20 protein-coding genes are annotated in these 20,331 nt (G+C 67.6%); 6 read left to right on the top strand and 14 right to left on the bottom strand.

Annotated elements, in window-relative coordinates; genetic code table 11:
• A complete protein-coding gene (locus ACQY4K_RS18055) occupies window positions 1-270 on the bottom strand; it encodes a type II toxin-antitoxin system Phd/YefM family antitoxin (protein WP_428391580.1) in 270 nt (89 codons plus the stop codon).
• Window positions 271-423: 153 nt separating this feature from the next.
• Window positions 424-930, bottom strand: a complete 507-nt coding sequence (locus tag ACQY4K_RS18050; RefSeq protein WP_428391579.1) for a hypothetical protein — start codon at window positions 928-930, stop codon at window positions 424-426.
• Window positions 931-1,029: 99 nt separating this feature from the next.
• Here ACQY4K_RS18050 and ACQY4K_RS18045 point away from each other — a divergent pair, with 99 nt between their 5' ends.
• Window positions 1,030-1,179 (top strand): hypothetical protein, encoded by a 150-nt coding sequence (locus ACQY4K_RS18045; RefSeq protein WP_428391578.1) that lies wholly within the window; start codon window positions 1,030-1,032, stop codon window positions 1,177-1,179.
• 70 nt (window positions 1,180-1,249) lie between these two features.
• On the opposite strand, the gene ACQY4K_RS18040 is transcribed toward ACQY4K_RS18045, so the two are convergent.
• The 5 genes from ACQY4K_RS18040 to ACQY4K_RS18020 form a co-directional block, all read right to left on the bottom strand.
• The gene (locus ACQY4K_RS18040; RefSeq protein ID WP_428391577.1) at window positions 1,250-1,579 is read right to left on the bottom strand and encodes a hypothetical protein; all 330 of its coding nucleotides are present in this window, start codon (window positions 1,577-1,579) and stop codon (window positions 1,250-1,252) included.
• 378 nt (window positions 1,580-1,957) lie between these two features.
• Entirely contained in the window at window positions 1,958-2,263 is a 306-nt protein-coding gene (locus ACQY4K_RS18035; protein ID WP_428391576.1) for a hypothetical protein, read from the bottom strand.
• Entirely contained in the window at window positions 2,260-2,448 is a 189-nt protein-coding gene (locus tag ACQY4K_RS18030) for a hypothetical protein (RefSeq protein WP_428391575.1), read from the bottom strand. Before ACQY4K_RS18030 ends, ACQY4K_RS18035 begins: the two co-directional genes overlap by 4 nt.
• Window positions 2,449-2,544: 96 nt before the next feature.
• On the bottom strand, window positions 2,545-3,123 hold the full coding sequence (locus ACQY4K_RS18025) for a hypothetical protein (protein WP_428391574.1): 579 nt from the start codon (window positions 3,121-3,123) through the stop codon (window positions 2,545-2,547).
• Window positions 3,120-3,812: a lysophospholipid acyltransferase family protein gene (locus ACQY4K_RS18020; RefSeq protein ID WP_428391573.1), complete on the bottom strand. Its 693-nt coding sequence runs from the start codon at window positions 3,810-3,812 to the stop codon at window positions 3,120-3,122. Before ACQY4K_RS18020 ends, ACQY4K_RS18025 begins: the two co-directional genes overlap by 4 nt.
• A 125-nt stretch (window positions 3,813-3,937) precedes the next feature.
• Between ACQY4K_RS18020 and ACQY4K_RS18015 the strand changes: the two genes are divergently transcribed.
• On the top strand, window positions 3,938-4,774 hold the full coding sequence (locus ACQY4K_RS18015; RefSeq protein ID WP_428391572.1) for a class I SAM-dependent methyltransferase: 837 nt from the start codon (window positions 3,938-3,940) through the stop codon (window positions 4,772-4,774).
• Window positions 4,775-4,776: 2 nt separating this feature from the next.
• Window positions 4,777-5,397 carry an MlaC/ttg2D family ABC transporter substrate-binding protein gene (locus tag ACQY4K_RS18010; protein ID WP_428391571.1) on the top strand — a complete coding sequence of 207 codons (621 nt, stop codon included), beginning with the start codon at window positions 4,777-4,779 and terminating at the stop codon, window positions 5,395-5,397.
• Between the two features lie 15 nt (window positions 5,398-5,412).
• Here ACQY4K_RS18010 and ACQY4K_RS18005 read toward each other — a convergent pair whose 3' ends face one another.
• Complete coding sequence (locus ACQY4K_RS18005) at window positions 5,413-6,417, bottom strand: zinc-dependent alcohol dehydrogenase family protein (protein WP_428391570.1); 1,005 nt, start codon at window positions 6,415-6,417, stop codon at window positions 5,413-5,415.
• Window positions 6,418-6,506: 89 nt separating this feature from the next.
• Here ACQY4K_RS18005 and ACQY4K_RS18000 point away from each other — a divergent pair, with 89 nt between their 5' ends.
• Window positions 6,507-7,199 carry a HugZ family protein gene (locus ACQY4K_RS18000; RefSeq protein WP_428391569.1) on the top strand — a complete coding sequence of 231 codons (693 nt, stop codon included), beginning with the start codon at window positions 6,507-6,509 and terminating at the stop codon, window positions 7,197-7,199.
• On the opposite strand, the gene ACQY4K_RS17995 is transcribed toward ACQY4K_RS18000, so the two are convergent.
• Window positions 7,162-8,184 (bottom strand): zinc-binding metallopeptidase family protein, encoded by a 1,023-nt coding sequence (locus ACQY4K_RS17995; RefSeq protein WP_428391568.1) that lies wholly within the window; start codon window positions 8,182-8,184, stop codon window positions 7,162-7,164. The two genes, ACQY4K_RS18000 and ACQY4K_RS17995, sit on opposite strands and share 38 nt — an antisense overlap.
• A gap of 137 nt (window positions 8,185-8,321) precedes the next feature.
• On the opposite strand from ACQY4K_RS17995, the gene ACQY4K_RS17990 reads away from it, so the two are divergent.
• Entirely contained in the window at window positions 8,322-8,576 is a 255-nt protein-coding gene (locus ACQY4K_RS17990) for a CsbD family protein (RefSeq protein WP_428391567.1), read from the top strand.
• A 23-nt stretch (window positions 8,577-8,599) separates the two neighbouring features.
• Entirely contained in the window at window positions 8,600-8,773 is a 174-nt protein-coding gene (locus ACQY4K_RS17985; RefSeq protein ID WP_428391566.1) for a DUF1328 domain-containing protein, read from the top strand.
• Between the two features lie 5 nt (window positions 8,774-8,778).
• Here the strand turns inward: ACQY4K_RS17985 and ACQY4K_RS17980 are convergent, their stop codons facing one another.
• From ACQY4K_RS17980 to ACQY4K_RS17960, 5 genes are read right to left on the bottom strand one after another with little or no spacing between them, the layout of a single operon-like run.
• A complete protein-coding gene (locus ACQY4K_RS17980) occupies window positions 8,779-10,644 on the bottom strand; it encodes a beta strand repeat-containing protein (protein WP_428391565.1) in 1,866 nt (621 codons plus the stop codon).
• 9 nt (window positions 10,645-10,653) lie between these two features.
• On the bottom strand, window positions 10,654-12,204 hold the full coding sequence (locus ACQY4K_RS17975; protein WP_428391564.1) for an efflux transporter outer membrane subunit: 1,551 nt from the start codon (window positions 12,202-12,204) through the stop codon (window positions 10,654-10,656).
• Window positions 12,201-15,638 (bottom strand): efflux RND transporter permease subunit, encoded by a 3,438-nt coding sequence (locus ACQY4K_RS17970; RefSeq protein ID WP_428391563.1) that lies wholly within the window; start codon window positions 15,636-15,638, stop codon window positions 12,201-12,203. The genes ACQY4K_RS17975 and ACQY4K_RS17970 overlap by 4 nt, the downstream gene beginning before the upstream one ends.
• A complete protein-coding gene (locus ACQY4K_RS17965; RefSeq protein ID WP_428391562.1) occupies window positions 15,635-18,814 on the bottom strand; it encodes an efflux RND transporter permease subunit in 3,180 nt (1,059 codons plus the stop codon). The genes ACQY4K_RS17970 and ACQY4K_RS17965 overlap by 4 nt, the downstream gene beginning before the upstream one ends.
• Entirely contained in the window at window positions 18,811-20,088 is a 1,278-nt protein-coding gene (locus tag ACQY4K_RS17960; protein WP_428391561.1) for an MdtA/MuxA family multidrug efflux RND transporter periplasmic adaptor subunit, read from the bottom strand. Before ACQY4K_RS17960 ends, ACQY4K_RS17965 begins: the two co-directional genes overlap by 4 nt.
• Window positions 20,089-20,331 lie beyond the last annotated feature (243 nt).

Raw genomic sequence — 20,331 nt, 5'->3', positions numbered from 1 at the left:
CTACTGCTGCAACTCCTGGTCGAACGCCTTGGACGACTCTGGCGCACGTGTCGTCTCCAAGGCGGCAACGTCCGCCTCGGTGAAGTCGGAAAGGGTGAGCGCCTGGCGGTCACGCCGCTTGAGCCGTTGATACTCATCGGCGGAAATCAGCACGGTGCGCTCACGACCATTGCGCGTGACCGCAACGGGCTGGGTTAAGGCCATGTCCTGATAGCGGCCGATATTTCGCTGAAACTCACCGGCAGGAATTTTGAGCATCGGGTCGCGCATCCCTTGCATGTAAACTGTATTATACATGAAGCATATGGGTGAGCAACTACGCCCGTCCCGTCCCAGCCCCAGCCCGCGCCCCTCCCTCTGCCGTTCGCGGTCCTGATCCGGTTCGCGCGGCAGCCCCCGGCGCTCCCGTTCCACCTGCCGGGTCTACCACCTCGCGGCCTCCTTCGCCTCCCGCTCCACCCGCTGCTCCCACCTGGCGCTGATCGTCACCGCCTCTCGCGTCTCGGCGAAATGCCGCGCCAGCTCGTCCAGGCTGTCCCGGTGCTCGCGCCCGACACCGGGCAGCTCCATGCGTTTGCCGCTGGCTGCGGCGCGTAGCGCCGCCTGCTCGCCCTCCTCGCCCAGCCGTTGCCCGGCAGCGGTCATGAACCGGTCCAGCTCGCCGGCCACGCTCGGATCGGCGCGGCCCCTCTGCCAGGCGGCGGCAACCGCCTCCGCCCGCCGCCGCATCCGGGCGTCGTATCCCTCGCCCTCACGCTGCCCCTCGCCCATGAACCGAGCCTCGCGCGTATCCCGCAGCACGGTAAGCGCCGCCTTGGACAGGCCCGGGATTTCCACCGCGTCCCGGTTCTGCTGCGTCTGCACCTCCGGCACGTAGCCGCGGCGTGCGGCCTCTGTCGCCTCGTTGATGCGCCGCAAGCTGTCTGGCACGGCGCGCGACGCGCGCTCGGCCCCAGCCCGCTCCTCCTTGGCGGCGGCTGAGGCGAGCCACCCCGTCTTGCCCCGCAGCTCGCCAAACTGCGCCGGGTCGTGAGCAATGGCCTAGCCGGCCTGATGCTAGCCATCGCGCTGCACCGCCTCGCCCAAGGCCGCGTGCGCGGCGGCCGGATCGCGGTAGGCGCCTTGCAGGTAATGGCCCAGCGCCTCGCGCTCGCGCTTCACGGCACCGTCGCCCCATGACGGCCGCGACGATGCTGCGATCGTCCAGTCCGCGCCCAAGACTGTCGCGCCGCTGCCCGGTCGGGTCGCGTCAGGCCGGCAGCAACGGCGCCGAAGCGCGTGCCGCCTCCCGCGCCTGTTCGGCCGCGCGCGCCTTTGCCTGAACCTCAAGCTCCCACTCCGCCGCCTGCTTGCGGGCATAGGCCGGGTCAATCGGCCCCTCGCGGACTTCCATGTCGGCCAGCTCGCGCGCGCCGTGCAGCTTGACCTGGTGGCGTTCGGCGTCGGTGAGCCGCACCATCTCGCGGTCGATCTTCGCGCCCATCGCGTCGATGAACTCGCGCCCGGCCGGCGACAGCAGTGCCCGCACCTGCTCGTAAGTGCCGTCCCGCCGCGTGTTGACCGTCAGCACGTCGCGCAAGTGGCGGGACCGCTCCGCCTTCTCGGCCTCCCGTTGCTGCTCTTTCGCCAGCTCGTCGCGCGTGGCCCATGCGAGCGAGGCGGAGCACCTCGCTGCGCGCCATCTGACGGGCGAACTGGCCCGCGTCCCGCGCCGTCTTGCGGGCGACGAACACCTCCGCACTCTCCCGCTGCCGAGTCAGCGCCACATAGCTCGCCGCCGATCGCGAATGCTCGGTGTGGTAAAGGTATGTCCGGTCGAGCGTCTTTCCCTGGCCCTTGTAGATCGTCCCCGCATAGCCGTGCCGGAACTCTCGAAGTCGGCACGCGAACGCGCGCCGCGAAGTTTTCTTCTGACTTTGCGCACCGGACGGTGAGCGTCACGCACTGTTCCCTTTACTCATCCGAGATGCCGGCAGGACCCAACCAAATCGAGATGGTGAACCAGCAGCTCGCTGACGCCGAACCCGAGCAGGCCGCCGATTACGCTGGCCAGAATGAGCGTCGGCCACAGATCCCACAGGTCACTGGGAATGAACCCGAGCACGCGCCGATCGGAGCGCTCCTGCCGCGCCAGCATCCGTCTGTTCTGATCATCGAGCCAACGGCCGTTCTCCTGCAACCGGCGATCGATATCATCCACGGCGCTGCGGTACCGCCGCGTCTGCTCGGCCTGCCATTCCGCGTCGCTCAGGTTCTCGCTCATCGCCGGCCTCCTCTGCCGCCACCCTGATGCGGCTCCCGCCGCGCCTGAAAAACCTCCTTCGCGCCGAACTGGACTGCCTGCCAATTCGTGAGCGCGTTCACAGCCTGCGCCTGGTCCCGAATGAGTGCCATCACCAGCATTTCGCTGTCACGCTCTACCAGCAGGCCCGGCGTGCCATCCGTCAACGTGATCGCGCCGCGGCTGCCACTCGGCCTCCTTGGGTCACCTCACCGTTTACCCACAATCGCATGTTAAGCCGAATGCGCCATACGCATTTTGCGTCAGTATCCCTTGATCACGCGGTAATCCGACTGGTCCCCGAACGCCCCGGCGCTTTCATCCAGCCGGATGCACAACCGCGCACTCGGCCCGCAATGATCCAGCTTTCTTAGCATCCTCGCCTTCACCCGCTCATCATGCGTGGCCTTTAGCTCGCACGCCTGCGCCTCGAGCCGCGCCTTGCGCACCTGCATGCTGGCGACCGCCTCGGTGTCCCACCACAGCACCGCAGTGCTCGCCAGCCACCACAACAACACGGCGGCGACCGTCGCCGCGATCCAGCCCAGCAGCCGCCAGCTCGCCCACAACACCACCTGCCGCAGAGCCGCCTCCAGGCCTGCCCGGCACGCTCCGTCACCCCCGCCACGCCGCCTAGCAACGGCCGCGTCGCCACCTCCACCGCCGCAACACCCTCCGTCGCCGCCCCGGTCAGGCTCTCCGTCACGGCCGCCCGCGTGCCTGGCTTCCGCCAGCGCCACCCGCTTCGCCGCCAGCCCCGCGATCGCGGCCTGCACCGCCGCCTGCTGCGCCTCGGCAATCTCCATCAGCGCATACAGCCGGCCATCGTCGGCGCCAATCAACGCGGCCGCAGCTCCGCCCGGATACAGCGTTCAAGCGCGTCCGCGAAGGCGTGGGTGTCGCCGGTGACCGCGAAACGGCGGCCGAGCCGGAGCCGGTAGACCACCGGCAGCGGCGGCAGTCTGAACAGCGGCCAGCCTTTGGCGAAATAGGGATTGTCGGTCTCGATCAGCAGTGTCTGCACCGGCACGCCGGCGGCGCGGGCGATCAGCGCGAAACCGCCGCCGAACGCCTGCAAGGGCGCGCCCGGCGGGGTGCGGGTGCCTTCCGGAAACACCAGCAGATGCCGACCGCGACGCAGGGCGTCGACACCGCCGCGCACCAGCGCCAGCGGGCTGTCATGGCGCGGATAGCCGGCGAGCTGGATGCCGCCGCCGAGGAACGGATTGCGCCACAAATCGGGCTTGGCGATGCAGACGGTGCGGCGCAGGCGCGCGATCACCAGCACGGCGTCGAGCAGGCCCGGATGGTTGGCGACGATCACCAGCGCCGGTTCCGCCCGGAGCTGATCGAGACATGCGGTGTCGAAGCGGAACAGACCGCTCGCCTGCATCCAGCCGGTCATGGCACGAAAACCGAGCTGGATACCGGCCTCGCCGAGGGCGCGCCCGCGATGCTTCGGCAGGATGCGCGCCAGCGGCCAGGCGAGCAGGTTCCAGCCGAGGCAGCCTATGCCCCAGGCGGCCATCATGGCGGCAAATTGCAATCGGTCCCGCAACGGGTGCCGCGCGGATGCGGTCGCCCGGGGCGCCGCGGGCCGCGCGAAATATGTCAACCCTGGCTCTCCCGGCCGAGAACGGCACAACCGGAGCTAGCATGGATCGCCGGTCCGGAGTAGTGCGGGAGATGGTCGCAACGGGAGTGCGGGTCGTGGCAGAGGTGACGACGCCGAACTTGACCATGCCCGACTTGAAGGTGGGGGGGCTCGCGCCGCATCCGGTGCTGGTCGGCTGGTACGCGACCGAAACCGATCGTGCCGGCTTCGTGCGCAGCCTGTTCGACCGGGGTGCCGCCGGCTACGACCGGATCGACCGGCTGTTCTCGCTCGGCACCGGCACGCGCTACCGCGCAGCGTTGCTGCGTCGGGCTGGCGTGCGATCCCACGACCGCGTGCTCGATGTCGCCACCGGCACCGGCCTGGTGGCGCGCGCGGCGCGGCGGCTGGCACCCGACGGGCTCGTGGTCGGGCTCGATGTCAGCGCGGGAATGCTCGCGGTGGCGCGGCGGCAGCCGGGTGTGGCGCTGCTGCAGGCGCGGGCGGAGCAGGTGCCGGCACGCGACGGCGCCTTCGACGTGGTGACGATGGGCTATGCGCTGCGCCATCTCGACGATCTCGATCGCGCGTTTGCGGAGTTCCGCCGCGTGCTGCGTCCCGGCGGCATGCTGCTGCTGACCGAAATCGTCTGCCCAGCCAGCCGCCTCGGCCAGGCGCTGGCACGGCTCTATCTGGGCGGCCTGGTGCCATGTCTCAGCCGGCTGCTGGGTGGCGGCGCCGATGCGTCGCGGATGATGCGCTATTACTGGACGACCATCGATCAATGCGTGCCGGAGGCGAGCATCGTCGCAGTGCTCGGCCGGTGCGGCTTCGGCACGGTGCGCAGCGAAACCGAGCTCGGCCTGTTCAGGACGATGATCGCCACCGCCGATGCTTAAAGATGCATAAAGCGGGCCTGGGAGTGCTGGCGCTGCTGGCCTTGGGCGGTCCGACGCTGCGCGCGGCGACGCCGGCCCCTGGTGTGGTGATGGAAAGCCACGATCCCGCCGCCCTCTTCATCGTCGATGTCGGCCGCCAGTTCCCGACAGTGCTCGCCGGCGCCACGACGATTGCCGAGAAGCGGCGCCGGCTGACGCCGTTCATCTCCCGCGTCGTCGACGTGCCGGACGTGGCGCGCTTCTGTCTTGGCCAGTACTGGGCGAAGGCGACACCGGCGCAACGCGTCCGCTATCAGGCGCTGTTCCTGAAGTCGCTGGTCCACATCATCGCCGCACGCATGGCGACCTATCAGGGCGGTCTCGGCCATGTCGTCGTCGAAAGGCCGGTCGCCGGGCCCGAAGGAACCGATGTCCCGACCCTGGTGAAGGGTGCGCATACGCCCGAGGTGCGCGTCGCCTGGGTGGTCGAGACCGACCATTCGCCGATGCAGGTCATCGACGTCGTCGCCGAAGGGATGAGCCTGCGGCTGGCCAAGCGCAGCGACTTCACCGCCTATCTGTCTCGCCATGACGGCGACATCGATGCCTTCCTCGACGCATTACAGCGCCAGACGGACCGATGAGCCGGTTGGACGGGATCAGCCGATCCGGACCACCACCTTGCCAATATGGGTGGCGCCCTTGAGGTGCTGATAGGCCTGCGGCGCTTCGTCAAAGGCGAAGGTCCGGTCGATCACCGGCTCCAGGCGATGCAAGGCGATGGCACGGTTCATCGCCTCGAACATCTGGCGCGAGCCGACGAAGATCGGGCGTACGATCGCGCCGCTTCCGAAGATGGCGAGCGGGTCGATCTGGCCGCGTGTCAGGACGCCGATCAGGCTGACCACGCCGCCGCGCCGGGCGGCGCCGAGCGAGCGGGCCAGGGTGCCGGGGCCGCCCACCTCGACGACATGATCGACGCCGCCGGTCAGGGCACGGACCGCGTCCTGCCACTCCGGATTGGTCTTGTAGTTGATGCCTTCGGACGCCCCCATCGCGCGCACCCGTTCCAGCTTCTCATCGCTCGACGAGGTCGCGATCACCCGTGCGCCGGCGGCGCGGGCGAACTGCAGAGCGAACATCGACACACCGCCGGTGCCGAGGACCAGGACCGTCTGTCCCGGCTGCAGCGGTTGCAGTCCGTAGAGCGCGTTCCAGGCGGTGACCGCGGCACACGGCAACGTCGCCGCCTGTTCGTAGGAGAGGTGCTCGGGGATATGCACCAGCCCCTGCTCGTCGAACACCACGTATTCGGCGAGAACCCCGTCGATGGCGCCCCCCAGCGCGGTGCCGGCCTGCGGCGGCTCCAGCTCGCCGCCGAGCCAGCCTTGCATGAAAATCCCGGCCACCCGGTCGCCGGGTGCCACCCGGCTGGTGCCCTCGCCGACGGCCACCACCTCGCCGGCGCCGTCCGACAGCGGCACCAGGTTGGGCGGCACCGCGCTCATCATGTATTTGCCGGTGGCCACCGACAGGTCGCGGAAGTTCAGCGATGCCGCGTGCATGCGCACCAGCACCTGGCCACGGCCGCAGGTCGGACGCGGGGCCTCGGTCAGGGTCAGGTCGTCGAAGCCGGTTTGCGTGGGCAGGCGATAGAGGCGCATGGCGACGCTCCTTCGATGGTTCCAGTGTTTGGAGTAGATAGCAGTCGGCGGCCCGATGACGACAGGGCATGAGGGACGGGGGGACGGACATGGCGGATGACGTTGCATGGCAGGCACGCAAGCTGCTGCGGGCGGCGCGTTCGGCGACGTTGGCAACGGCGCGTGACGGTCAGCCCTTCGCCTCCCTGGTGACCCCGGCCTGTGCCGCCGACCTCTCGATGTTGATGCTGCTGTCGTCGTTGTCGGAGCATACCGCGCACCTGCTGGCCGAGCCGCGCTGCGCGATCCTGGTGACGGGGACGCCCGCGGACCTCAACCCACAGACCGCGCCGCGGCTGTCGGTCGTCGGCCGCGCGACCCCCGATCCGGATCCGGAGCTGCGCGCCCGATGGGTGGCGCTGCACCCCTATGCCGCCTTCTATGCGGGATTGGGCGATTTCAGGATTTTTCGGCTGCATATGGAGCGCTGCCATTTCATCGGCGGCTTCGCCAGTGCGCACCGGCTGCGACCGGCGGACATCGCACCTGATGCCGCCGCGGTGGGCGCCGTCGCCGAGATGGAGACGTCGATCATCGCGGGCACCGACGCCGCGATGCTGGCGCGGATCGCCGGCGGCCCGGAATGGCGCATGGCTTCGGTCGACGTCGATGGCTGCGATCTGGTGCGCGGCGAGATGGTCCGCCGCATCGCCTTCTCGGCGCCGGTCGCCGACGCGGGCGGCGTGGCGGCCGAACTGCGGCGGCTCAGCGCCGCTGCCGCTCGTGCAGCAAGGTGTGGATGAAGCCCAGCTTGTCGCGCACCGGCGGCGAGATGATGAACGGGTAGAGGTCGGACATCCCCATCGAGCGGTTGAGGTTGTTCATCGCGAACGTCAGCGGCAGCCACTGGTCGATTACCGGCTCCATGGTGCGCGCCACGTAGGGATCGATGACCACGTCGACAATGAGGTTCTCCGCCCGCCCGACCTTCGGATGCACGCCCATGCCGAAGGCGCGGGCAGTCTCCAGCGTGTCCATGATGTGCAGATAGTGCGCCCAGGTCTCGGCGAAATCTTCCCAGGGGTGGCTGGTCGCGTAGGCGCTGATCGTGCGGGCTTGCCAGTCCGCCGGCGGCCCCTCGGCATAGTAGCGGGCAAGGGCGGCGGCATAGTTCTCGCGTTCGTCGCCGAACAGCGCGCGGCAGTCCGCGAGCCTGCCGCCGTCGCGCACCATGCGGCCCCAGATCCAGTGCCCGACTTCATGGCGGAAATGGCCGAGCAGCGTGCGGTAGCTCTCATGCATCTGCGCGCGCATCTCCTCGCGATGGGCGTCGTCCGCCTCGCGCGCGGCAATGGTGATGGTGCCATTGTCGTGCCCGGTCAGCACCCGGCGCTCCCCCGGCCGCTCGTCGAGGAAGTCGAACACCAAGCCGCCATCCGGGTCGTCGGCGCGGTTGGGAAGCGAAATACCGAGCCGGATCAGCGAGTAGAACAGCCGGTGCTTGGCCACCTCCAGCTTGCGCCAGAGTGCGAGATTGGAGCCGGTGGCGATGTTCGGGATGATGCGGTTGTGGCGGCAGGCGGCACAGAAATCCTCCTTGCTGCCGGCGTCCACCAGCCAGTTGCAGACGTCGTGCACGGCATTGGCGCAGAGCCGTCCGCCATCCAGGTTCAGCACCGTCAAGGCCGCCGTCTCGGCGCGATAGCCGAGCCGCGCGCCGCAGCTTTCGCAGGCCCGGTTCTCGAAAAACAGCAGGGCGCCGCACTGCTGGCAGTTGAACAGCTTCATGCAGCGGCAGCGCGCGCATCCGCCCGCGGTTCCGTCCGCGCACCGTTCGCATAACGAATTAGCGAGCGGCAACCGGCATCCCGGCGGTGCATGGCGCGTTGGACAAAGCGAACCACCGCAGCCAGGAGAATTCACGCATGGTCGACACCAACCGCATCGAGGGCGCCGCCGAAGACACCGTGGGGAAGCTCCAGGACGGCATGGGCGGCCTGCTCGGCGACGGCGCCATGCAGGCGAGAGGCAAGGCCAGGCAGGTCGCGGGGCAGGCCCAGGGTTTCTACGGTGAGACGCTCGACACCATGCGCGACCTCACCGCGGACCAGCCGATCCTGGCGCTGCTCGCGGCCAGCCTGCTCGGTTTCATTTTAGGCGCGCTGTTCGCGCGACGCTAATTGCTGAACCCGGAGATCATCCCATGCTGAAACTAGCCCTGTTGTTCCTGGTCATCTCGATCATTGCCGGCATCTTCGGCTTCGGCGGGGTCTCCGCCGCGTCCGCCGGCATTGCTAAGATCCTGTTCTTTATCTGTATCGTCGTCTTCCTGATCTTCCTGGTCCTCGGCGTTTTGGCCGGGAAGGCAATATTCTAGCCGGCTTAACCGAAGTCGGCGGCGGTCAGGTGGACGTTCCACACCGTAACCTGGCTGCCGCCGACCGCGAATGTAGTGCCAGCGGCGCTGAAGCCGGCGCCCTGCAGCACGTTCGTCGCATTGGCGCCGCCCAGCGCAATATGGTCGGTGCCCTGCTTGAAGCCGATCACCCAGTCGGTGCCGGCATTGGCCGCTGACATGCCGAAGCTGTCGGCTCCGGCACCGGCATACATCACCGTGTTGCCCTGGCCGTTCTGCAGAGTGGCGGCCCCGGCGCCGCCGACCAGATAGTCGAAGCCGGCGCCGCTCTGGGTTCCCGCCTGTAGAACGTCGCCGCTCGCCGCATTGGCGAACAGCGCGTCATGGTTGGCACCACCGGTGAGCGTGGTGTTGCCGGCGGTGGCGATCAGGACGCTGCCGCCGGCGCCGCCGGCCTGATACACCCCGCCGCCGGCGGCGCCGAACACGGTCATCGCGCCGGCGCCGCCGCTTACGGTATCGGTGCCGTTGCGGCCGATGAACTCCATCGTGCCCGCTCCCGCCTGGATATGGCCGCCATTGCCGCCGAATACGGTATCGCTGCCGGTGCCCGCGGTGACGCTGTCCTGACCGTTGCTGACCAGCAGGTGTGCGCCGGCGCCGAGCGAGATTGTGTTCGCGCCGGTGCCGGTGGTGATCGTCGCGTTGCCTGGCGCGGTGATGATCTGATTGCCGTCGCTACCGACGAAGTTGGCACCCGGGACGAGCAGGGCGGTGCCATTCGCAGTGCTGCTGGTGCCGATCAGGACCGAGCCCGGGCTGTTGGCCGCGATGCCGTCAGTGGTGGCGCCATTGGTGATCGTGAAATCGGAGGTGGAATACAGCCCCGGCAGGATGAGTTCGGCCTGCACGGTGCCCTGGCCACTGGCGCCGGAATAGAGCGTCAATGCATGCGCCACCGGATCGTATCGATAGGACTGCGTCGCGGCGTAGCCATTGAGCAGGATCTGATCACCGGCCTGGAAATGATTGACGGTCGCGAGCAGCGGCTTGAACAGCGTGGTGTCACCACCGGCTGGAGTCTGTTCGAGGTTGAGCAGCCCGTCCGCATCGAGAAAGTTGATGGTGCCGGCGACGGGATTGCCGGCGCTGAAGTCGAGTTCGCCGCTGGCGACATCGAACGTGCCGCTCGCGGGTCCGGCGATATGCGCCGCCGTGGCGGTCGGATTGACCCCGGCCTGGCCTTGCACCAGCAGGGTGCCGCTGCCGCCAAAGGTCGCCTCGACAGTCAGCGACGCGCCACCATGCGGGCCCGCCAGCACCTGGATCAGGCCGTCATTCTGCAACCCATCGCCGGACCCCGCGGAGAAGCCGTTGAAGTCGCTGAAGATGAGCTGGCTGCCGTCGGAGACGGTGACGATTCCGGTCGCGGTGTTGACGATGGTGCTCGCCGTGCTGGGATAGAACTTCAGCGTGCTGGCGTTCTGCACGGCGAGGTGGCCGGTGTTGGTGAAGCTCGCGGCACTGCTGGGCGAGCTGTCCATCGAGATCTGTGTCGAGCCGGCGCCGGCCGCGGTGCCGACGACGAAATTGCCGTTCGATACGAAGCGACCGAACGTCAGCATCTGCAATGAGCCGGCGCCGCTTTCGATCAGGCTGCTCGATGCATCGAAGGCGATATCCTGAAAGCGTGCGCCGACACCGGCGGCGGTGGACTCGAACAGATAAACGCCGGTGGTCAGGGTGCCGACGGCGCCATTCGTGGCGTTGGCGTTCGGATCGCCGCTGCCGACCACCAGCGTGTCGCCGGGGGTGAAGGCACCGCCATCGGTGAACTCGGCGGGATCGAGAATGAAGCCGCTGGCGTCTGGCTTCCAGTCATGTATCGCCACGGTTCGGTCCTAATGCTCCAGGAAGGCGGGGACAAATGGATCGTTGCGTTGCAGGGCGTTGCGGCCGGGCAGGTCGGTGGTGCGCCAGCCGCCGCCCATCTGTTCGACCAACGAAACGCTGTCGGTCAGCCGCTGCTCCTCGATGCCAAGGCCGGTCTGCTCGTTGCCGAGTGCCGTTGCCTCGCTGGTGACCACGGTTGTGTAGTCCACGATGCCGGCATTGTATTCGTTCAAGGCCACTCGTTCGGCCTGCTCGGCGAGGGCCGTCGCCTGCGCCTGCGCCTGCGCCTGTTGCGCCAGGATGCGTAAGCCCGACAGATCGTCCTCGGTGGTTTGCAACGCGTTCAGGACGGTCTGGCGGTAGGTGGCGACGCTGGCATCGTAGGCGGCGCGCGCCTCGCGCACCGAGGCAGAGCGCAGGCCGCCCTCGAACAGGATCTCGGTGGCGCTCGCACCCAGCGACCACAGCCGGTTCGAGGCCTGGATCAGCGAGCCGATCGGATTGCCGGTCCAGCCGTAGGCCGCGGTCAGGCTGATATCGGGAAAGAATGCCGCCACCTGCACGCCGATCAGGGCGTTCTGTACCTGCATCCGGCGTTCCGCGGCGGAGATGTCGGGGCGGCGCTGCAACAGGATTGCCGGCAACAGCACCGGAGTGGCCGGCACGGTTGGCGCCAGCGCGCTGGAGGCCAAGGCCAGGTCCGCCGGCGGCCGTCCGGTCAGCACCGCGATGGCGTGTTCGTACTGGTGGCGGAGCACGCCGACACTGACCGCCTGGGCGCGTGTCTGCGCCAGCAGCGTCTCCGCCTGCAGCCGGGCGATCGGCGTCGCGGCGAGCAGGCCCGCCTGATATTGGTTGTTAATGATCCGAAATGATTGCTCGTAGCCGGCGACGGTCTGGTCAAGCAGGGTCTGCAGCGAGTCCTCGTAGCGGAGATCGAAATAATCGGTGGCCAGCGCCGCCTGGTAGGACAGCGTGGCGTTGGCGAGATCCGCGGCACTGGCCTGGGCGGAGGCGACGTCGCTCTCCACCTGCCGGCGTATCCGGCCCCAGACATCCAGGTCCCAGCTCGCGGTGGCTTCGAGCTGGTAGTTGGTGCTGGTGAAGCTGTTGGCGCCGCCGGTATTGGACAGGCGGCTGCTCAGGCCGGTCACCGCGTTGCTGCCGATGCCGGACGAGCTGCGCGTCACCGCGGGCGAGCCGCTCAAGGTCGGGAACAGGCTGGACCGGGCGACGTCGACCAGGGCCCGGGCCTGGCGGTAGTCCGCCTCATAGACCTTGACGTTTTGATTGGAGATGGCGACCTGGCCTTCGAGATCGTCCAACACCGGATCGCCGTAGATCCGCCACCAGGTGCCTTTGTCGGATTCCGCCATTGACGGGGCCGCAACCGCCCAGCCCGGCGCCGGCTGCAGTTCCTTGAAACGGGCCGAGATGATTGCGCTGGGGCGATAATAGTCCGGGCCCACCATGCAGCCGCCCAGGAACGGCAGCGTGGCGAGCGCCAGCGCGAGCGCCGTCGCACGCGCGACACCCGATCGGAAGGACGTTTGTCTCATTCAGCGGGAGCGCCCTGTGGCAGGCTGCGGCGTTGGCGTCGGGTGTTCCACCAATGCCGCATGCGGTCGAGATAGAGATAGACGATCGGCGTCGTGTAGAGCGTCAGCGCCTGGCTAACCACCAGACCGCCGACCACCGACAGCCCGAGCGGGCGTCGCAATTCGTTGCCGTAGCCGTGCCCGAACACCAGCGGCAGGGCGCCGAGGGCGGCGGCGAACGTTGTCATGATGATCGGACGGAAGCGCAGCCGGCAGGCCTGGGTGATCGCCTCCAGGGGAGCCAGCCCCTCATTGCGTTCAGCGTTGAGCGCGAAGTCGACCAGCAGGATGGCGTTCTTTTTGACGATGCCGATCAGCAGGATGACGCCGATCAGCGCGATCAGCGAGAACTCCTCGCCGAACAGTTGCAACGCCAGCAAGGCGCCGACGCCGGCCGAGGGCAGGGTCGAGAGGATCGTCAACGGGTGGATATAGCTCTCATAGAGCACACCGAGCGTCACATAGACCGCGGCAAGGGCTGCCAGGATCAGCAGCGGCTCGTCGCCCACGGTTTTCTGGAACTGTGCGGCGGTGCCGGCGAAGCCGCCGTGGATGCTGGCCGGCATGTGGATTTCGACCATGGTCTGCTGGATCACCCGGCCGGCGTCGGACAGCGAGCGACCGGCCGCGAGATCGAACGACAGGGTGGCGGCGACGAAGTTGCCCTGGTGGTTGACCTGCAACGGCGTCGTCGAATGCACGATGCGGGTGACGGCCGAGAGCGGCACCATGGTCTCCACCGAGGAGGACACCGCCGAGCCGCTGGAGGCGGCATGACCGCCGGCGAGCGCGTTGCTGATGCTGTTGGCCAAGGATTGCGCGCTGGTCGCCTGAGTACTGGAAGACTGCGCACTGGTGGCCTGAAGAGTGGTGGCCTGAGTGTTGGAGGATTGGGCACTGGCAGGTTGGGTGCCACTCGTGGTGCCGCCCCCTCCTGTACCACCGCCGCCTGTGCCACCGGGCGTGCTCGGCTGTGAGACGCGTATGGTGTTGCTTGCGGTGCTGCCGCTTGCCGTGCCGCCGGCGGTGCTCACCCAGATCTGGCTCAGGATGTTGGGGGTCTGCGAGAACCTGGGCGCGACCTCCATGACCACGTGATACTGATTGAGGGCATTATAGATCACCGAGGCGGAACGCTGGCCGAAAGCGTCGTATAATGCATTGCTGATGAGCTGCGGCGTGATGTGCAGCTTGGCGGCGGTGTTGCGGTCGATCTGCACTTCCGTAGCCGGGCCGCCCTGCTCGACGTCGGAGCTCACCTGGGTCAGTTCAGGCCGCGCCTGCAAGGCCCGCACCAGTCTGGGCATCCACTCGTAGAGCAGGTCGGCGGAGTCGGATTGCAGCGTATACTGGTAGGACGCGTTGCTGCTGCGGCCGCCGGCACGCACGTCCGCGGCGGAGCGGAAATACACGCTGGCGCCGGTCATGTGCGAGAGGTGCCGGGTCATGCGCGCGATGGTGGCATCGACGCTGTCGTGACGCTGATGGATATCCTTCAGCGCGATGAACACCATCCCGGTATTGGCGCCATGATCGCCGCCGCCGGTGTAGCCGGAGACGCTGTCCACGTCCGGGTCGGCCTTAATCACCTGTTCCGCCTCGACCAGTTTGGCCGAGATGTTGGCGAACGAGATCGACTGCTCGCCCTGGATGGTGCCGATGACCAGCCCGACATCCTCGTTCGGGATGAACCCCTTCGGCATGGCCCGGAACAGCAGCACGGTGAGCACCAGGGTCAGCGGCAGGGTCAGCGCCACCAGCCGGCGGTGCCGGAGCGCCCATTTCAGGCTGCTCTCGTAACCCTCCTGAAAGCCGGCGAGCGCGATTTCGATGCGCGAGGCGACGGTGGCGAAAAACCGACGGGTGCGGCCGGCCTGGACCGGCGTGCGCACGGCACCGCGCGGCCGCACCTTGAGCAGCAGCGCGCACAGCATCGGCACCACGGTAAGCGACAGCACGAACGAGATCACGATGGTGATGGTGAGCGTCATCGCGAACTCGAAGAACAGCCGTCCGGCGATGCCGCCCAGCAGCAGGATCGGGGTGAACACCGCGACCAGCGAGACGGTGATCGAGAGCACCGTAAAACCAACCTCGCGGGCGCCGAGCAGGGACGCCTGCAACCGGCCCATGCCGGCCTCCATGTGGCGGGCGATGTTCTCGAGCACGACGATGGCGTCATCGACGACGAAACCGGTGGCGACGGTCAGCGCCATCAATGACAGATTGTCGAGCGAGAAGCCGAACAGATACATCGCCCCGAAGGTGCCGATGATCGAGGTCGGCACCGCCACCGCCGGGATCAGGGTCGAGCGCCAGGTGCGCAGGAACACCAACACCACCATGATCACCAGCACCACCGACACGCACAGCGTGAACTGGGTGTCGGCGAGAGCCGCGCGTATCGTTGCAGAGCGGTCGATGCTGACATTGAGGCTGACACCGCCAGGCAAAGCGGCGCGCAGTTGCGGCAGCCGTGCCTTGATCTGATCGATGGTCTTGATGACGTTGGCACCCGGCTGTGGAAAGATCAGCACGATCACCGCGGGCACGCCGTCGGTCAGGCCGAGATTATGGACATCCTCGACCCCGTTCTCGACGGTGGCCACGTCGCGCAGCCGCACCGGGGCGCCGTTGCGGTAGGCGATCACCAGGTCGCGGTAGTCGGCGGCACGGCGGGCCTGGTCGTTGGTGTCGAGCTGGTAACGCTGGCCGCCGTTCGCACCCATGGTGTCGATGAAACCCTTGGGACTGTCGGCGTTGGCCGAGGCGAGGGCGGCGCGCACATCCTCGAAACCGATGCCGTACTGGAACAGCGGCAACGGGTTGATCTCGACACGGACCGCCGGCAGCGAGGCGCCGCCGGGCTCGGTGCGGCCGATGCCGGGGATCGAGGACAGGCTCTGCTCCAGCACATTGGTGCTGTAGTCGAAGAGCTGCGGGATGGTGCGGGTGCGCGAGGTGAGCGTCAGCACCATGATCGGCGAGTTCGCCGGGTTGAACTTGAAATATTGCGGGTTGCTGCGCAGCGAGGTCGGCAGGTCGGCGCGCGCCGCCTGGATCGCGGATTCGACGTCGGCGGCGGCTCCGTCGATGTTGCGCGAGAAATCGAACTGCACGACGATCCGCGCCATGCCCTGCACACTCTTCGAGGTCATCTCATTGACCCCGGCGATCTGGCCGAGATGGCGCTCCAGGGGGGCGGCGACCGAGGTTGCGACCTCGTTCGGCGAGCCGCCGGGCTGCTGCGCCTGCACCAGGATGATCGGGAAGTCGACGTTCGGCAGTGACGCCACAGGCAGCTTGAAATAGGCGATGCCGCCGCCGATCAGCAAAGCAATGGTGAGCAGCGTCGTCGCCACCGGCCGCAGGATGAACGGGCGCGAGATGTTCATTCGGCGGGAGTACCGGCAGGCCTACCGGCTGGCGAGGGATCAGCGGCCAGCATGCCGCGCGCGCGCCGGCCGAGTTGGTCCATGAACAAATAGATCACCGGCGTGGTGAACAAGGTAAGCAACTGGCTGACCAGAAGCCCGCCGACGATGGCCACCCCAAGCGGCCGGCGCAACTCCGAGCCGGTGCCGGTGCCCAGCATCAGCGGCATGGCGGCGAGCATGGCGGCCAGGGTGGTCATCAGGATTGGCCTAAAGCGCAGGCTTGCGGCTTGCGCGATCGCGGCACGCGGCGCCAGGCCGCCATCGCGCTCGGCGGTCAGCGCGAAGTCGATCATCATGATCGCGTTCTTCTTGACGATGCCGATCAGCAGCACGATGCCGATGATGCCCATGACGTCGAGATCCATCCCCGCGATCATCAGCGCCAGAAGGGCTCCGATGCCGGCGGACGGCAGCGTGGACAGGATCGTCACCGGGTGGATGAAGCTCTCATACAGCACGCCCAGCACGATATAGACCGCGGCGAGGGCGGCGATGACCAGGAACAGCTCGTTGCCGAGACTGTTCTGGAAGGCGGCAGCGGTCCCCTGGAACGAGGTCATGAAGCTCGCCGGCAGCCCGAGTCGCTTCTCGGCGCGGGTGATCGCATCCACCCCCTGCCCGAGCGAGGCGCCCGGTGCCAGGTTGAACGAGATGGTGGTCGCCGGGAACTGGCCGAGATGGGTGATCAGCAGCGGCGCCGTGCCCAGATGCACCGACGCCACGGACCGCAGCGGCACCAGGCCGGCGGTTGGCGAGGGTGGCGCGCCGCCGGCCCCATTTGTCGTCGGTGTGGTGGTGGTACTGGAAATGCCGGGCAGATAGACCTGCGAGAGGTCTGACAGGCTGTTCCGGAAGCGCGGTTCGGCCTGCAGGATGATCCGGTACTGGTTCGACTGGGTGTAGATCGTCGAGATCTGGCGCTGGCCGAAGCTGTCATAGAGCGCATTGTCGATGGTCTGCGGCGTGATCGAGAAGCGCGCGCCGGTAGCGCGGTCGAGATCGATGGTGGCGGTCAGCCCATCCGCCTGCATGTCGCTGGTGACATCGGCGAGGCTGGGCAGACGCTGCAACGCGTCGACGAACTTCGGCACCCATTCCTTGAAGGCGGAGGCATCGGGGTTCTCCAGCACGAACTGGTACTGCGTCGCCGACACCGCGGTATCCAGGGTCAGGTCCTGCACCGGCTGCATATAGAGATGCACGCCGGGGATGTCGGCCACCTCGCCGCGCAGGCGCGCGATCACTCCGGTCGCGGTCAGCGCGCGCGCGTCGTGCGGCTTGAGGTTGATCAGGAAGCGGCCGGTGTTGAGCGTCATGTTCTGGCCGTCGACGCCGATGAACGATGACAGGCTGACCACGTCGGGATCGCGCAGGATGGCACGGCCGAGCGCCTGCTGGTGTTGGCTCATCGCTGCCAGCGAGGTGGTCTGGCTGGCCACCGAGATGCCCTGGATGACGCCGGTATCCTGGATCGGGAAGAAGCCCTTGGGGATCAGCACGGCGAGCACCACGGTCAACGCCACGGTCAGGGTCGCCACCACCAGGGTCAGCGGCTGGTTGTCGAGCACCACCGCCAGCGCGCGGTCGTAGCCGGCGATCAGCCGGTCGAACGCCGCCTCCAGGCCTCGCGCGATGCGGCCGCCGGAGCCATGCGGCGCCTCGCTGAGCATGCGCGCGCACAGCATCGGCACCAGGGTCAGCGACACCACCGCCGAGATCACGATGGTGATCGCCAGCGTGATCGCGAACTCGTGGAACAGCCGCCCGACCACGTCGCCCATGAACAGCAGCGGGATCAGCACCGCGATCAGCGACACCGTCAGCGAGATGATGGTGAAGCCGATCTGGCCCGCACCCTTCAGCGCCGCCTGCCGGCGTCCCTCGCCCATCTCGACGAAGCGGGCGATGTTCTCGATCATGACGATGGCGTCGTCGACGACGAAGCCGGTGGCGATGGTCAGCGACATCAGCGACAGATTGTCGAGCGAGAAGCCGAGCAGATACATCGCGGCCAGGGTGCCGATCAGCGACAGCGGCACCGACAGGCTGGGGATGAAGGTCGCCGGCAGGTTGCGCAGGAACAGGAAGATCACGGCGACGACCAGCGCCACCGACAGCACCAGCTCGAACTCGACATCGGCGACCGAGGCACGGATCGTCGTGGTGCGGTCGGTCAGCGGCGTGATGCGGATGCCGGCCGGCATCGCCGCCTCCAGCGACGGCAGCACCGCCTTGATGGCGTCCACCACGCCGATCACGTTGGCACCCGGCTGGCGCTGGATGTTGAGCACGATGGCGGGCTGGGTGTTGGCCCATGCGGCGAGCTGGCTGTTCTGCGGGCCCGAGACCACGTGGGCGACGTCGCCGAGGTGAACCGGCGCGCCGTTGCGGTAGGCAATGATCTGGCTTGCGAGCTGCGCCGGCTCGTTGATCTGGCCGTCGACCTTCAGCTGCGAGGAGCGTAGCGGACCGTCGAAGGTACCGGTCGGCGAATTGACGTTGACGTTGGCGATCGTGGTGCGCAGGTCGTCGATCGACAGACCGAGCGAGGCCAGGGCGCTGGTATTGACCTGCACCAGGATCGCCTTGCGATGGCCGCCGGTGAGCGTCACCAGCCCGACGCCGCTGACCTCGCTGAGCTTTTGTGCCAGCCGGCTGTCGACATAATCCTCGACCTCGGTCAGCGGCAGGGTTTTGGACGTGATCCCCAGGGTCAGGATCGGCGTGTCGGCCGGGTTGATCTTGGCATAGATCGGCGGCGCCGGCAGGTCCGCGGGCAGCAGCGAATTGGCCTGGTTGATCGCCGCCTGCACCTCCTGCTCGGCGACGTCCAGACTCATCGACAGGCCAAAGCGCAGGGTGATCACCGAGGCGCCCCCTGACGAGCGCGAGGTCATCTGATCCAGGCCCGGCATCTGGCCGAGCTGCGTCTCCAGCGGCGCGGTCACCGAGGTCGCCATCACCTGTGGCCCGGCGCCGGGATAGAAGGTCTGCACCTGGATGGTCGGATACTCGACATCCGGTAGCGCCGAGATCGGCAGGAAATGATAGCCGAGCAGGCCGACGCCGAGGATCGCCAGCATCAGCAGCGTGGTGGCGACCGGCCGCTCGATGAAGATGCGCGAGATGTTCAAGTGGGCGGCGCCGCGCCCTTGCCGCGGGCAGCGTGATTGGCGTGACCCTGCTGTCCCGCCTTGGGCGGCGTCGGCACCATCACCTCGGAGCCGCTGCGCAGATGCTCGGTGCCGTCGGTGACCACCTTGACGCCGGCCGCGAGGCCGGATGCGATCACCGTATCATCGGTCGAGGTCAGCCCGGGAGTCACGTTACGCACCTGCACCTTATTGTCCGGGGGCACGACGTAGACGAACTGCCCCTGCGGCCCAGTCTGCACCGCGCTGGTCGGCACCAGCACCACATTGTGCAGCGTGTCGACCAGCAGGCGCGCATTGACGAACTGGTTGGGAAACAGCGTCTCGTTGGCGTTGTCGAAGATCGCCCGCAGCTTCACCGTGCCGGTCGCGGTATCGACGACGTTGTCCAGCACCGCGACATGGCCACGTGCGAGCAGGGTTGTGTTGGTGCGGTCATAGGCGGCCACCGGCAGCACCGCGCCGGCGGCGAGTCTCGCATGGATGGCGTCGATCTCGTCCTCCGGGACCGAGAAGATCACCGAAATCGGATGCAGCATGGTCAGCACCACGAGCCCGTTGGCGAGCCCGGGCGTGACATAGTTCCCGGCATCGACCTGACGCAGTCCCACCCTGCCATCCACCGGCGCCTTGATGTGGCAATAGGCGATGTTGAGCTTGGCACTCTCGACCTGGGCCTGGTCGATCTGCACCGCGCCTTCGTCCTGGGCCACAAGATAGACCTGGTCGGCGACCTGCTGCTCGGCGATGCTGTGCTGGCGCTTGAGGCCCTGGTAGCGGGCGAGATCGGTGCGGGCCTGGTTCAGCGACGCGGTGTCACGGGCGAGCTGGCCCTGGTACTGGTCGCGGGTCGCCTCATACGGGCGCGGGTCGATCAAGGCGAGCTGGTCGCCGCGATGGACCTCCTGGCCCTCCTGAAAATTGACCTGCGTCAGGTAGCCGGAGATCTGCGACTGCACGGTGACGTTGGCGAGCGAGGTGACGGTGCCGAGCTCGGTCAGCATGACCGGCATGTCGCCGGTCCGCGAGAAGCCCACCGTCACCGGCTGTGCCGTGGTCACCGCCGCGTGCTTGGAGCCGGGGTGCGTCGTCTTGACCTTCGGCCGCAACAGCGCCCAGCTGATTGCCGCGACAACCAGCAGCAGGATGATCCAGGGCAGGATGCGCCGCCGTCGCCGCCGCGTCAGTGTGCCCTGCTGCTCAGCGGACTGCTGCTGTTCAGGGCGGGGCCGCGCCAATATGTGCGGTTCGTCCATCGTCATCCCCGGGGCGGCCGGCGTCACGCCGGAATGACGCGCTGCGGCAGCCCCCTATAGCAAAGCACGCTACCAGAAAATCTCACCGTCGCGAGAGCGCAGGGTTGGTTCCGAATTGTGACGGAGGATACAATCGCCGTCCTCTTGGCGCAGAACGTACAACGAACGAAACACGGCTGCGTGAGGGCATCAAGGCAAGATTGTGGCGAGCGTGAGGCAGTGCTATGGGTTTCTTATCCGATG

It is taken from the genome of Lichenicoccus sp., assembly GCF_965276875.1.
In the GTDB taxonomy this organism is placed as follows: Bacteria; Pseudomonadota; Alphaproteobacteria; order Acetobacterales; family Acetobacteraceae; genus Lichenicoccus.
The sequence above is the reverse complement of the archived record's forward strand: the minus strand, read 5'-3'. Positions and strand labels throughout refer to the sequence as shown.

Coding starts and splice junctions, on each gene's coding strand:
- ACQY4K_RS18055 (WP_428391580.1), bottom strand. CDS start 270: ATGCGCGACCCGATGCTCAAAATTCCTGCCGGTGAGTTTCAGCGAAAT.
- ACQY4K_RS18035 (WP_428391576.1), bottom strand. CDS start 2,263: ATGAGCGAGAACCTGAGCGACGCGGAATGGCAGGCCGAGCAGACGCGG.
- ACQY4K_RS18020 (WP_428391573.1), bottom strand. CDS start 3,812: ATGATGGCCGCCTGGGGCATAGGCTGCCTCGGCTGGAACCTGCTCGCC.
- ACQY4K_RS18015 (WP_428391572.1), top strand. CDS start 3,938: ATGGATCGCCGGTCCGGAGTAGTGCGGGAGATGGTCGCAACGGGAGTG.
- ACQY4K_RS18010 (WP_428391571.1), top strand. CDS start 4,777: ATGCATAAAGCGGGCCTGGGAGTGCTGGCGCTGCTGGCCTTGGGCGGT.
- ACQY4K_RS18005 (WP_428391570.1), bottom strand. CDS start 6,417: ATGCGCCTCTATCGCCTGCCCACGCAAACCGGCTTCGACGACCTGACC.
- ACQY4K_RS18000 (WP_428391569.1), top strand. CDS start 6,507: ATGGCGGATGACGTTGCATGGCAGGCACGCAAGCTGCTGCGGGCGGCG.
- ACQY4K_RS17995 (WP_428391568.1), bottom strand. CDS start 8,184: ATGAAGCTGTTCAACTGCCAGCAGTGCGGCGCCCTGCTGTTTTTCGAG.
- ACQY4K_RS17990 (WP_428391567.1), top strand. CDS start 8,322: ATGGTCGACACCAACCGCATCGAGGGCGCCGCCGAAGACACCGTGGGG.
- ACQY4K_RS17985 (WP_428391566.1), top strand. CDS start 8,600: ATGCTGAAACTAGCCCTGTTGTTCCTGGTCATCTCGATCATTGCCGGC.
- ACQY4K_RS17975 (WP_428391564.1), bottom strand. CDS start 12,204: ATGAGACAAACGTCCTTCCGATCGGGTGTCGCGCGTGCGACGGCGCTC.
- ACQY4K_RS17970 (WP_428391563.1), bottom strand. CDS start 15,638: ATGAACATCTCGCGCCCGTTCATCCTGCGGCCGGTGGCGACGACGCTG.
- ACQY4K_RS17960 (WP_428391561.1), bottom strand. CDS start 20,088: ATGGACGAACCGCACATATTGGCGCGGCCCCGCCCTGAACAGCAGCAG.